Raw genomic sequence first — 12432 nt, forward strand, 5'->3', positions numbered from 1 at the left:
CAGCCCCCGGGCAGATGATATCTGTACAATATCATCTGCCCCAATCATCAATCTCATCATAAAAAATGAGATAATATGGGGCCTAATGATTCGTTACCAGCAAGCATTCCTGCTAATTCTGCTGTCTTTCACACTCAGCAGGAACGCTACGATGAAATTAACCGCAATAACAACAGGACTGATGTCCGCCCTTGCCCTCTGTTCTTTTACTGCCCACGCAGGTCCGCAAGCACAAGCCGTTTGTGCTTATCATCATACTCTCGGCGACGATGCCATTATGATGTTCGGCAAAAGCGGACAGGCCATGTGGCATGATTTTTTTGGCAACAAGTTTACCGATTCTTTTTCAACCTATCAGACGCTGAGAGAGCACCCGCAGACCAGCTGCGATAACCAGGCCGATGGCTCGGCATACTGGGCTCCGTCGCTGAGATTGCCAGACGGGGAAGTCGTCACTCCAGCCTATCAAAAGACGTATTATCAGGCGAATAACGTCGATAAATATCCTCTGCATCCTTTCCCGGCTGGACTGGAATTACTGGCAGGCGATCACCATGGTACAGCACCAAGCTCCAGAATTTCATTCCTCTGCGCTAACGGTAAAGGGTACACCAACAAAGCGGGTGAGGTCTGTGGATTGCGCAAGGCAGGAGATGCCGTACAGTTTAATATCGGCATCGCGTTCCCTAACTGCTGGGACGGCGTTAACCTGAAACCTGCACATGGGCATAGCAATGCCACCTATGATACCAGCGGTAAATGCCCTGCTGATTTCCCGGTAAAAATTCCGACGGTTAATATGAACATTGCGTATGTTCTGCCGCAAATTACCTCTATGGACACGTCAAAAGTTGAGTTGTCTCTGGACCCGACAATGCACGGCGACCAGCGTGAAGAGCACTGGGGAAGTATTTACACCGCCCATGCCGATTTTATGAATGGCTGGACAGAAGATGCCACCCGCTTTATGACCGACTTGTGCATGAATAACAATATGGATTGCGGCACCAACGTTCCATGGGCTTACTCAAAAGCAGAAAATACGTGGGTAAGCAGCGATAAACCGACGGAAACGAATGCGACGCCGGATACATTGAAAATCCAGGATGATTGGAAAAATGGCGGACGGACAAATCATCCGGAAACGATGACGCTGGTAAAATTCAAGATCCCACATTTACCTGCCGGTATGGATACCACGTTGTTTAAATACCGCATTCGCATTTACGGCGGTAAAGTTGAGAAAAATGGAGCTGACCAGATTTTCTTCTATCCGACCAACAGCGACTGGGATGCGAAAACCGTCACCTGGAATACGCGCCCCGAAGTACGCTACAGCTCTGATGCCACGCTCTACCTCAACTATTCTCGTGAATACCGTTATGTTGATGTTGATAAAGCAGTACGCAAAGCACTGGCAGAAGGGAAAAGTGAAATTTCCTGGTATATTGGCGGCGACCGTCAGGGAAATACCTATGAGTTTAATCCGGCTTCATCACGTGAAAGCCTGGTTCTGATGCTGAATGGCTTTCAGGGCGTAAAAGAGATTTAAGTATTATCATTGTGGAGCCTGAGGATGCAGGCTCCACAACGTTTACATTACTTTGCTGCTTTCACCACAATTAACGGTTCGATATCACTCTCTTTCTTAATGACTAATGAATCATCACCACGCAGACACGTGCCGCCGTAGCGTCCGCCGACGGTAAACGTGCAGACCTGAATATATTTATCCGCCACATTCGGCAGGCACCACAGCTGCTGATAGATATTTTTCTGCTCGCTAAATTTACCGCTGGTTTTATCCAGCAGCTCTTCCTGATGACTCACTAAATCAATATTACTGCCACAGCGACCGGCAATCGGTTTGACCGCATAGCCGGTTTTGGCCAGCTCCTCATTCACGACAAAATCGGTATCCAGCAAATAACGGTGGTGCGGGAACAGTGACCAGAGGATCGGCAGAATGGCTTTGTTGCCGGGGATAACGGTCCATAACGGTTCAAAAACCATGACTTCCGGACGCAGCAGAACGTCGATGAGTCTGACCTCGCATTCCGGATGACCGGTACGGATCGGCACAGCGGCATATTCGGTTTCGCTGACCTCACGTACCTGCTCAATTGCCGTCTCCCACGCCCAGGTTTTCCAGACGCAGCTTACCGGCCGACCGTCGTCGTCAATTAACTGACCGGCATCATCCCAGCGTAACGCTTCCAGTCCGCGCAGGATTTTACTCTCAAACCCGGCCTTCTCCAGCGCCGTTTGCATAAACTGGGCATGGTAGTTTTCCTCAACATCCTTGTCCTGCATGATGTGTACGAATGGACGGGCGTTACTGTGTCTCCATGCGCCCACCAGCTCATTCAGCAAATCTTCACCAGGATTATATCCCTCGCCTTTGTAGCCATGTTGCGTCCAGCGATCGAGGATAAGACTCGCCTCGGTATGGCAGGAGGCTGAGTCGGCATTATATTCGTAAACTTTTAACCCGCGCTCATCAAGACAGAAGTCCATGCGCCCGGTGATCATATCGTGGCGACGTCGCTTCCACGACAGGCGCAAGCGTGGCCAGAGAATTTTAGGAATATCGAATAAGGCCAGCAGGTTATCGTCCTTCATCACTTTATCAGTGGCGTGCAGATACATTAAATGCAGCTCGTTCGTCGCCTTGATAAGCTCCTGCTCGGCCGTATCCGTAATGGTAAAATATTGCGCCGGATCGCGGTTAATCACATGCCCGTTGGCCTGCACATAAGCATGTTGCAGCGGATCCTGCTCGTTAAGCCACTTGCCGTCAAACCGCGTTTTATCCGGCAAACGCTCACCGCGTATCGCTAATGCCTCACCGACAGTATCCGGCTGTGCCAGGCTGAACCGGGTTTCATCTGTGTGGATCATCCAGCCTAAAATGGTGGTGTCGTCGAACGTATCGCGCAGCGTATAGCAGCCATCCTCCACGTCGAGCCTTAGCTCACGGGTCCATTGCTGACCTGGAGGCAACGGCGCATGGATCACATTCTGCTCGGCGATCCTGACCCGATTCTGGTGCAACTGGGTGATAACAGCGACGTGTCCGGTACCGCCAAACTCGCCGCCCTTATCCCAGATAAGCAGCGCACCCGCCTCCGGGGCGCGGCGTGAACCGTTGGCGAATGCCTGTAGCGGCAGAATGTTGTCATTGACGACCTCACGCAGAAAACGCAGGGAGAAGATTTCCCACGCCATACCGACATCGGTAAAAACAACACCATAGTTAAGAAACAGAAAACGGCGGGCGAATTCAACGCACTGCCATTTATGCCCCATATACTCGTTGTCGATGTAACTACGAAACGCCGCGTCATCGGCATAATATTTGGGGTCGAGAGAACTGTAATCTGATGAGTAGATAGCCACGCCGCCGGGGGCGTAACCGAGAAGTGTCCCAAACGGGGCATCCTGATGGGTAATTCCTTTGCTCATGAACCTTACCTTACCTAATACCGTTTGAGCAGAATACACCCTGCTCTTTGTGCTAAGTGAACAGACGTCGACTTATCTTACACCCGATTAACCGCTACCATGATCCGGTAAGGTAAAAATTCACGTTCAGACCGTGGCGTTGGCTTAACGTCCAGTCTGACCGCCAACCTCACAACACAACCACAATAAGGCAGGCAGCATGTCAGAAAATCACTATCATCCGCCGAAGGTATGGACATGGGATCGCAAAGGCGGCGGCGCATTTGCGAATATCAATCGCCCGATATCCGGGGCTACGCATGAAAAGGCCCTTCCGGTAGGTAAGCATTCGCTCCAGCTGTACTCTCTGGGCACGCCCAATGGTCAGAAGGTCACCATCATGCTTGAGGAGCTGCTGGCAAAAGGGGTCAGTGGTGCAGAGTATGATGCCTGGCTAATCCGCATTGGTGAAGGCGATCAATTCTCCAGCGGGTTTGTTGACGTTAATCCTAACTCCAAAATTCCGGCGCTGTACGATCACGGGACAACGCCGCCTGTCCGGGTGTTTGAGTCCGGCGCAATTCTGCTGTATCTGGCTGAAAAATATGGCGCGTTCCTGCCGAATGAGCTGGCAGCACGTACTGAAACGCTGAACTGGCTGTTCTGGCTTCAGGGCTCTGCCCCCTTCCTCGGCGGCGGCTTCGGTCACTTTTACCACTATGCTCCGGTGAAAATTGAGTATGCCATCGACCGGTTTACCATGGAGGCAAAACGTCAGTTAGACGTTCTGGATAAGCAGCTCGCAATTCATCAATATGTTGCGGGAGCGGAGTACACCATCGCAGATATGGCGATTTGGCCGTGGTACGGTAATGTGGTGCTCGGCAACGTTTATGATGCGGCGGAATTCCTTGACGCCAGCAGTTACAAGAATGTGCTGCGCTGGGCTAACGACATCGCCAGCCGTCCGGCAGTGAAACGGGGACGAATAGTTAACCGCACCTTCGGTCCGCTTAATGAGCAGCTTCATGAACGTCACGACGCCAGCGACTTCGACACGCAAACTGAAGACCAGCGTCAATCCTGATAGCCCATCCCGCCGGAATGCTCTGGTGGGATGGTTTTATAGCATCAGAATGCCACCCATTCCTCTGTCGCTGCGGACGTCGGGCTACGCGGCGAGCGCGGTGTATCGGAGGTAACTTCCGCCGGTAATGCGGGTTCGTCGGAGAGGCGGAACGTTTGTACGGAGCTGCGCAGATCTTCCGTTTGAATGCGCAGCGAGGTCGCGGCAGCAGAAACCTGCTCCACCAGCGAGGCGTTTTGCTGCGTCACGCTGTCCATTTGTGCAATGGCAATGCCGACTTGTGAAATACCTTTGCTTTGCTCATCCGTTGCGGCCGCAATTTGCTTCATGATAGCGGTCACTTCCCGCACCGCACGCAGAATCGCTTCCATTGTGGTCCCGGCATCTGATACCAGACGCGATCCTTTTTCTACGCGGGTAACGGAATCGGCAATCAATGCTTCGATCTCTTTGGCAGCGCCGGCGCTGCGGCTGGCCAGATTGCGCACTTCTCCGGCGACAACGGCAAAACCACGTCCCTGTTCCCCTGCCCTTGCCGCTTCCACCGCGGCATTGAGCGCCAGAATATTGGTCTGAAACGCAATGCTGTTGATGACGTCAGTGATCTCAGCAATTTTCTTTGAACTGGCGGAGATCCCGACCATCGTCTCGACTACTTCACCTACCAGCTCACCGCCATCGCTGGCGGTAGTGGAAGCAACATCTGCCAGTTCACTGGCCTGGCGCGCGTGATCCGCATTCAGTTTTACCGTCGCGGTAAGTTGTTCCATGCTGGCAGCCGTTTCTTCCAGCGCCGCAGCCTGCTCTTCAGTGCGTGAGGAAAGGTCATTATTGCCTGTTGCAATCTCGGTCGCCCCACGCCAGATATTTTCACTGCCCGAGCGAATATTACTTACCGCATCGCGCAGACTGTCCTGCATGGCTTTCAGCAACGGGACCAGTTGCCCGACGCAGTTGCGTCCCATATCTTCCATCGGCTGACTGAGATCGCCCTGAGAAATCTGGCGGAACTGCTGACGGATACGGTCCAGCGGTTTTACCAGCATCGTGACCAGATAGCGATCGGAGAAAATCAGCAGCAGAATACCGATGATCACTGCGGCAATCAGGGCGATACGCGTCGTGCTGGTGCGCTGGTCTACCGTAATACGGGTATGATCGAGGATCGTTGCCGCCGCGGTGTTAAATTTCTCGGTGCTTAAACCAAAGGCCCGGCTCAGCGGCGGGGTAATATCATTTGCCTGAGCGCGATAGGCTTCAGGACTTCCCTGCTGCGCACGCTGCATTTGCGGAACCACGCCCTGATCGAGGAGTGCCTGCCAGTTTTCGATCACTTCAGCCGCAATTTGCGGGTCCATCGCACCAGGAGACAACGCTTTTAGCTCATCAAGCCTTTTACGCATGATCTCCAGCGCCAGCTGCGTCGATGTGAAATCGGGCGTACCGCCAGCCGCTTTAGTTTCCATATTTCGATTCAGACGGGTGACAAAACGAAAATACTGATCGTTGCCCTGACTCAGAACGGTCATCTGTTTCACCAGCTGTCTGTCAATATCATTTCCCTCTGCCACTTTGGTCAGGGACATAACGCTGTACAGACCGACACCAGACCACAGCACACAAAAAATACCCAGAATCGACAACATGACGAGGCGGATGGTGAGATTACGAAGAAGTCGCATAAAGATTCCTTGCCTTTTATAGGATTACACCCAGGGGATGTTCTTACCTTCTGTTATCGGCAAAGCGGCGAAAATTTATAACCTTTTGTGATTATTTTTTGTAAATATACTTTCTATAACGATTTATTCAGCACGGCTACATCCTGAAATTATCATCTGACTTAGGCTCTTTTAATAAAATGTCCTTCGGTAAATTGGGGTTAAACAAGGTAAGGCTTCACAAACGGACGATGATATTCCGGCCAGACCAGCGCCACCAGCGACGGATACGCATCCGTACTAAACTCACGGAAACACTGCTGGAGATTCACCACATCAAGATCGGTACGCGGCACCTTTTCTCCGTTTTGACAGCGCTGTTTCAGATTATCGTAATATTTATAAACAGCTGAATTGAGATCGCTACAGCGGCGTTGAGCGTCAAATAAACCCGGCGTCGATTTTATTTGTGCCACGTCCATTCTTTTAATAGTGGCATGTAAAAAGTCAATATATTCATGGTTTACTCGCCAGTACCATGCTGGCGTAATTGCATTCATTAGCAGAGAAAAGTGATCTTCTCCCTGCTCTTTTGACATTACCGGAACCGGAGGTGAAGATTTTTCTTCACTTGCCTCGGGCCTTTTAGTGAACTCTGCCATCAGGAAGAGAATAATAGCGGTGAGCAATAGCAACGCTATCACTAAATAAATAATACTGTTCATCATGCACTCCATTTTTTTTGATTTTAAAAGTGCACCATGTTATTGTCAACGAGCCTCTCAGTAATATATTCCTCATGGTCTTGAAAATTAAGGAATTTGCATGATACCCGAGACCCTTATCCCGGCTCGCTTTGACACATCTGTGACAGAGGAAAAGCGTGAGGAAGCAGAAAATAATGCTAATTTAACTCAGGGGAAAAGAACGCTCTCCGAGCTTGAAGCAGACATATTAGCCTCAATTAGCCGTAACGGTTTTTCCAGAAATATGCTGCTGGAAGAACGCGATCGTCATATAAAAGATCGGCTATTTCGCGTTGTTAAAATTGAGGCATTTTGCCATGTCCTTAATGCCTTACAGACCGACGGCGATTTTTCTGCCCAGGAATTAAGTCAAATTCTCGCAGATAAAACGCTGGAAATTAATGAACAGGGAAATGAAATTTGGCTTAATTTGATTACCCGCGAAAAAATTGCGCCTATGTTTTACGATCTGGACGATGAATAACGTGAAAAAATACAATAACAAAGACGTTTATTTGACTTTAGACGATACAAAAAGCGATGACGTTATCTTAAAGCATAATCTTGCGGTGCTGGTCAGTGATAAAAATGCCACCATTCAGAACACCGCCAAAGCGCTGGTCTCTATCCCGGCGGCGCTGGTTAAAATGAAGTGGCAAAATCGGCGTGAGATCTACGCCTGGCAGGTAAAAGAAGAAATTTATGGTGCAGTGATTAATGAAATCATCGCCCGTCGGCCCGATTTAAAAGAGAAAATACTCGATAACATAGAGGCAAGTTATCAGAACTTACGTGAACGTGAAACGGCTACGTTGACGCTGACCCGCAAACTCGCCGACGGCAATTATCGTAGCTCAAACGTCAGAATCGTTCCGCTTGCGACAGCAGAGGCCGCTGTACCGCCCTCTGTTCCGACATCGTCTGATGATGACTGACTGATTCAGACGCGGCTTCTGAGGCTGATCTGCCTGCCTACAAGGTGGGTTAACGTGTGACTATCCGAGAGTAGAATGAAGGGGCCAGACGTGGTATCTGACCCCGGTAATGCCGTTACTTCGCGCCAGCGACTTCTTCACCGACCAGCCCAATCTTCAGATAGCCCGCCTGATGCAGGGTATCCATGACTTTCATCAGCGTTTCATAGTCGACGGTTTTATCCGCGCGGAAGAAAATGGTGGTGTCTTTCTTACCTTCCGTCAGCGTATTCAGTGCGTTGACCATCGTCTCATCGGTAACCGGATCGTTACCAATAAACATGCTGTTATCCGCTTTCACCGACAGATAAACCGGCTTTTCCGGACGCGGCTGCGGCTGGCTGGATGATGCTGGCAGGTTCACCTTCACATCCACTGTCGCCAGCGGAGCGGCAACCATAAAGATGATCAGCAGAACCAGCATGACGTCGATAAACGGCGTGACGTTGATGTCATGCATTTCGCCGTTATCGTCCAGATTTTCATTAAGATGCAAAGCCATGCTGCATTACCCTACGCGAAGTTTTTGGGTAGAACGGACAGGATGCGCAGCATTGCTGGCATCAAGATCGAGGTCGCGACTCTGCAACAGCAGGATCTGGGCGGCGACATCACCGAGCGTCGCTTTATAGCTGCCGATAAGGCGAGCAAAAACGTTGTAGATCACGACAGCCGGAATAGCGGCAATCAGGCCAATTGCCGTCGCCAGCAGGGCTTCTGCGATACCCGGGGCAACAACGGCCAGATTGGTGGTCTGGGTCTGTGCGATGCCGATAAAGCTGTTCATGATCCCCCATACCGTGCCGAACAGGCCGACGAAAGGTGAAATAGCGCCGATCGTCGCCAGGTAACCGTTCCCGCGTCCCATATGGCGGCCAAACGCGGCAACGCGGCGTTCCAGTCGGAAGCCGGTACGTTCTTTAATACCTTCGTTATCAGAGGAGCCTGTAGAGAGTTCCAGCTCGTTCTGTGCTTCATAAAGCAGGCGGGTGCTCAAACTGTTACGGTGGAAGGATGACGCGATTTCAGTCGCCTGATCCAAAGAGCGGGCATCTGCCAGCAGCTGCTGTTCACGTTTAATACGGCGCTTGTGCGCCCACATTTCCGCGCTCTTGCTGAAAAAAATTGCCCAGGTGACGACGGAGGCCAGGATCAGGCCAATCATCACAATTTTAACCACGATGTCGGCATGTTGATACATACCCAGAACGGAAAGATCCGTCTGCATCAAATTATTACCCACTCTCAATCTCCAGGACACAAGTCACAAATCTGAGCATAATAATATCAAAACAATGTCGAATTGATAGTAGTTCTCATTAGTATTTACATAATGCCGCAAATTCTGCCCATTTTCCTTGCGCTTACGCAGTAAAAAAGTTGTCAGGCGAATTAAGGCAAATTTTTTATTCTGAATAGACGTTTGTGCGCAGGCATAATAATGTAATCGTGCTAATTTAGACGTCCAGATGGATAAGAATAGGTGAAGTGATCATGTCAGAGAAGCATATTGATACCGCACTGGTAAACGCGGGGCGCAGTAAAAAATATACCCAAGGTTCGGTAAATAGCGTGATCCAGCGTGCGTCGTCCCTGGTTTTTGAAACGGTGGAAGCGAAAAAGCATGCGACCCGCAACCGGGCGAAGGGAGAACTGTTTTATGGCCGTCGCGGTACGCTGACTCACTTCTCGCTTCAGGAAGCGATGTGCGAGCTGGAAGGCGGGGCCGGGTGTGCTCTTTTTCCGTGCGGCGCCGCAGCGGTGGCAAATACGATCCTCGCCTTCGTTGAACAGGGTGACCATATTCTGATTACTAACACCGCTTATGAACCGACGCAGGATTTTGCCACTAAAATCCTCGGCAAAATGGGCGTGACCACCACTTGGTTCGATCCGCTTATTGGCGCAAAAATTGCCGATAAATTACGTCCTGAGACCCGAATTGTATTCCTGGAGTCGCCCGGTTCAATCACCATGGAGGTCCATGATGTTCCGGCCATTGTCGACGCGGTCAGGCGCGTTGCCCCGAATGCCATTATTATGATCGACAACACCTGGTCGGCAGGCATTCTGTTTAAAGCACTCGATTTCGGCATTGATATCTCTATTCAGGCTGGCACCAAATATCTGATTGGACACTCTGATGCGATGATTGGCACGGCCGTCGCTAATGCCCGCTGCTGGGATCAGCTGCGTGAAAATGCGTACCTGATGGGGCAGATGGTTGATGCGGATACGGCTTATATGACCAGTCGTGGCCTGCGCACTCTCGGCGTACGCCTGCGTCAGCATCACGAAAGCAGTGTAAAAATTGCCGAATGGCTGGCTATTCATCCTCAGGTTGCTGAGGTCAATCACCCTGCCCTGCCCGGCAGCAAAGGCCATACATTCTGGAAACGCGATTTTACCGGCAGCAGCGGCCTGTTCTCCTTTGTTCTTAGAAAAAGACTGAATGAGCAAGAACTGGCGGACTATCTCGATCATTTCTCATTATTCAGCATGGCCTACTCATGGGGCGGTTTTGAGTCATTGATCCTGGCTAATCAGCCGGAGCATATTGCGGCTATTCGTCCTGATGGTGAGGTAGATTTTGACGGCACGCTGATCCGCGTCCATATTGGTCTGGAAAATGTTGACGATCTCTTGCTTGATTTAGCAGCGGGGTTTGCCCGGATCGTGTAATAATAGACACGAGATGCACCTCTTTTCGTCACGTAATAGTGGGAAAGTCTGCAATGCTGCGTCCGGGATCAACTTGTCCCGGATCGAAAAGGGTTAGAATCGTCGAATAGATGCTGTTTCACGGGAAAGTTCATGGCTGTTATTCATAATATCGTCGCCGCGCTGTGGCAGCATGATTTTGCTGCTCTGGCGGATCCGCACGTCATTGGTGTCGTCTATCTGGTCATGTTTGCTACGTTGTTTCTGGAAAATGGTCTGCTGCCCGCCTCTTTCTTACCTGGTGATAGTCTGCTGTTGCTGGCAGGTGCGCTGATCGCCCGTGACGTGATGGGTTTTATGCCAACCGTTATTATCCTGACCACGGCGGCAAGTCTTGGCTGTTGGCTGAGTTATGTGCAAGGCCGCTGGCTCGGCAATACGCGCGTGGTGCGGGGCTGGCTGTCCCAGCTTCCGGATAAGTACCACAAGCGGGCCACCTGTATGTTCGACCGCCACGGCTTACTGGCGCTGCTGGCCGGGCGTTTTCTGGCCTTTATCCGCACATTATTACCGACAATGGCCGGTATTTCGGGTCTTTCAAACCGCCGCTTCCAGTTCTTCAACTGGCTAAGCGCCTTATTGTGGGTGCTGGTAGTCACAAGCTTCGGCTATGCACTGAGCATGATCCCATTCGTGAAGCGCCATGAAGACCAGGTAATGACCTTTCTGATGATCCTGCCTGTATTTTTGTTAGTTGCCGGGCTGCTGGGCACCGTTGTTCTGGTGCTGAAAAAGAAATTCTGCCGCGCCTGATGGTCTGGCACCTCCGCAAGGCGATGCCAGAACCCCTTATATCCCCTGGATCGTGCGCAGCCGCGCCGCATCTTCTCCCGGCGTGATGCCGAAATAGCGTTTAAATTCGCGACTAAATTGTGAGGCGCTTTCATAGCCGACACGCATGGCCGCCGCGCTGGCTTTCATTCCGTCATGTATCATCAACATTCGCGCTTTATGCAACCGATACGATTTCAGATACTGAAGCGGCGAGGTGCTGGTAACCGATTTAAAGTTGTGGTGAAACGCGGAGACGCTCATGTTGGCTTCGGCAGCAAGCTGATCCACGCTCAGGCTCTCGGTATAATGGCTTTCAATTCGCTTAAGTACTTTACTGATCAAACTAAAGTGGGTCTGCCGACTGACCAGCGCCAGCAGCGCTCCGCCGCGTGGCCCGGTCAGGACATGGTACAGGATCTCCCGGATAATCTGTCGGCCAAGTATACGTGCGTCCAGCGGGCGTTCCATTACGTCAAGCAGGCGCTCTGCGGCGCACAGGATCTCATCCGATAAAATGGATGAGTTAATACCGCTTGCCGACTCACCGGGCTGGAAATGCTCATCTTCACCAATATCCATCAGTAACTCCTGCAATTGCAGGCCATCCACATTGAGCCGGAGCCCTGCCAGCGGAATTTCCGGCGTGGCCCAGGTTTCACACTCAAACGGCAGCGGAACGGTCAGCAACAAATATTCATTCGCGTCATAGCGAAAAACGCGTTCGTTGATGTAGCCCGTTTTATGGCCGGAAAAGAGAAAGATAATCCCTGGCTGATACATCACAGGCGTACGGGCACCGGGCTGCGTCCCGTAAAGCAGGCGCACGTCTGGCAGCAGAGTGCTGAGCGATTTTTCGTTATTTTTAAGCCGGTTAATTTTTTCAGTCAGCTGCTGACAGGTTTCCTGACGGTTCATAAAACGCGATCTCCGGGGCATAACAACACCGGTCCAGTTTGCGCGAATCTAATGCTTTTCTCCAGAGCTATAGAGAAATGGGCAAGAGAATGGCAGAAATATGCATTGAG

12 protein-coding genes are annotated in these 12432 nt (G+C 51.0%); 6 read left to right on the plus strand and 6 right to left on the minus strand.

What is annotated here, in order from left to right:
* Positions 1–151: 151 nt before the first annotated feature.
* Positions 152–1552 carry a DUF1996 domain-containing protein gene (locus AC791_RS01705; RefSeq protein ID WP_049838752.1) on the plus strand — a complete coding sequence of 467 codons (1401 nt, stop codon included), beginning with the start codon at positions 152–154 and terminating at the stop codon, positions 1550–1552.
* A gap of 47 nt (positions 1553–1599) precedes the next feature.
* On the opposite strand, the gene gss is transcribed toward AC791_RS01705, so the two are convergent.
* The gene (gss, locus tag AC791_RS01710) at positions 1600–3465 is read right to left on the minus strand and encodes a bifunctional glutathionylspermidine amidase/synthase (protein ID WP_049838753.1); all 1866 of its coding nucleotides are present in this window, start codon (positions 3463–3465) and stop codon (positions 1600–1602) included.
* Between the two features lie 199 nt (positions 3466–3664).
* Here gss and yghU point away from each other — a divergent pair, with 199 nt between their 5' ends.
* Positions 3665–4531 (plus strand): glutathione-dependent disulfide-bond oxidoreductase, encoded by an 867-nt coding sequence (gene yghU / locus AC791_RS01715; protein ID WP_049838754.1) that lies wholly within the window; start codon positions 3665–3667, stop codon positions 4529–4531.
* A 44-nt stretch (positions 4532–4575) separates the two neighbouring features.
* Here the strand turns inward: yghU and AC791_RS01720 are convergent, their stop codons facing one another.
* Positions 4576–6213: a methyl-accepting chemotaxis protein gene (locus AC791_RS01720; protein WP_049838755.1), complete on the minus strand. Its 1638-nt coding sequence runs from the start codon at positions 6211–6213 to the stop codon at positions 4576–4578.
* A 200-nt stretch (positions 6214–6413) separates the two neighbouring features.
* Positions 6414–6917: an ESA_00282 family adhesion-associated protein gene (locus AC791_RS01725; RefSeq protein ID WP_049838756.1), complete on the minus strand. Its 504-nt coding sequence runs from the start codon at positions 6915–6917 to the stop codon at positions 6414–6416.
* 100 nt (positions 6918–7017) lie between these two features.
* Between AC791_RS01725 and AC791_RS01730 the strand changes: the two genes are divergently transcribed.
* Both AC791_RS01730 and AC791_RS01735 read left to right on the plus strand, forming a co-directional pair.
* Complete coding sequence (locus tag AC791_RS01730; protein ID WP_049838757.1) at positions 7018–7422, plus strand: hypothetical protein; 405 nt, start codon at positions 7018–7020, stop codon at positions 7420–7422.
* 1 nt (position 7423) lies between these two features.
* Complete coding sequence (locus AC791_RS01735; RefSeq protein ID WP_148677736.1) at positions 7424–7873, plus strand: cytoplasmic protein; 450 nt, start codon at positions 7424–7426, stop codon at positions 7871–7873.
* 115 nt (positions 7874–7988) lie between these two features.
* Here AC791_RS01735 and exbD read toward each other — a convergent pair whose 3' ends face one another.
* Together exbD and exbB are read right to left on the minus strand one after the other, a co-directional pair.
* Positions 7989–8414 (minus strand): TonB system transport protein ExbD, encoded by a 426-nt coding sequence (gene exbD / locus AC791_RS01740; protein WP_049838759.1) that lies wholly within the window; start codon positions 8412–8414, stop codon positions 7989–7991.
* Positions 8415–8420: 6 nt separating this feature from the next.
* On the minus strand, positions 8421–9155 hold the full coding sequence (gene exbB / locus AC791_RS01745; RefSeq protein ID WP_049838760.1) for a tol-pal system-associated acyl-CoA thioesterase: 735 nt from the start codon (positions 9153–9155) through the stop codon (positions 8421–8423).
* 251 nt (positions 9156–9406) lie between these two features.
* Between exbB and metC the strand changes: the two genes are divergently transcribed.
* Together metC and AC791_RS01755 are read left to right on the plus strand one after the other, a co-directional pair.
* Positions 9407–10594, plus strand: a complete 1188-nt coding sequence (metC, locus tag AC791_RS01750) for a cystathionine beta-lyase (protein WP_049838761.1) — start codon at positions 9407–9409, stop codon at positions 10592–10594.
* 132 nt (positions 10595–10726) lie between these two features.
* Positions 10727–11386, plus strand: a complete 660-nt coding sequence (locus tag AC791_RS01755) for a DedA family protein (RefSeq protein WP_049838762.1) — start codon at positions 10727–10729, stop codon at positions 11384–11386.
* Positions 11387–11422: 36 nt separating this feature from the next.
* Here the strand turns inward: AC791_RS01755 and AC791_RS01760 are convergent, their stop codons facing one another.
* Positions 11423–12322: an AraC family transcriptional regulator gene (locus tag AC791_RS01760; RefSeq protein WP_049838763.1), complete on the minus strand. Its 900-nt coding sequence runs from the start codon at positions 12320–12322 to the stop codon at positions 11423–11425.
* Positions 12323–12432 lie beyond the last annotated feature (110 nt).

This window comes from Klebsiella sp. RIT-PI-d (assembly GCF_001187865.1).
In the GTDB taxonomy this organism is placed as follows: Bacteria; Pseudomonadota; Gammaproteobacteria; order Enterobacterales; family Enterobacteriaceae; genus Superficieibacter.

Bases quoted from the DNA above. Each gene is read 5' to 3' on its own strand.
- AC791_RS01705 (WP_049838752.1), top strand. From the start codon at position 152: ATGAAATTAACCGCAATAACAACAGGACTGATGTCCGCCCTTGCCCTC.
- gss (WP_049838753.1), bottom strand. From the start codon at position 3,465: ATGAGCAAAGGAATTACCCATCAGGATGCCCCGTTTGGGACACTTCTC.
- yghU (WP_049838754.1), top strand. From the start codon at position 3,665: ATGTCAGAAAATCACTATCATCCGCCGAAGGTATGGACATGGGATCGC.
- AC791_RS01720 (WP_049838755.1), bottom strand. From the start codon at position 6,213: ATGCGACTTCTTCGTAATCTCACCATCCGCCTCGTCATGTTGTCGATT.
- AC791_RS01725 (WP_049838756.1), bottom strand. From the start codon at position 6,917: ATGAACAGTATTATTTATTTAGTGATAGCGTTGCTATTGCTCACCGCT.
- AC791_RS01730 (WP_049838757.1), top strand. From the start codon at position 7,018: ATGATACCCGAGACCCTTATCCCGGCTCGCTTTGACACATCTGTGACA.
- exbD (WP_049838759.1), bottom strand. From the start codon at position 8,414: ATGGCTTTGCATCTTAATGAAAATCTGGACGATAACGGCGAAATGCAT.
- metC (WP_049838761.1), top strand. From the start codon at position 9,407: ATGTCAGAGAAGCATATTGATACCGCACTGGTAAACGCGGGGCGCAGT.
- AC791_RS01755 (WP_049838762.1), top strand. From the start codon at position 10,727: ATGGCTGTTATTCATAATATCGTCGCCGCGCTGTGGCAGCATGATTTT.
- AC791_RS01760 (WP_049838763.1), bottom strand. From the start codon at position 12,322: ATGAACCGTCAGGAAACCTGTCAGCAGCTGACTGAAAAAATTAACCGG.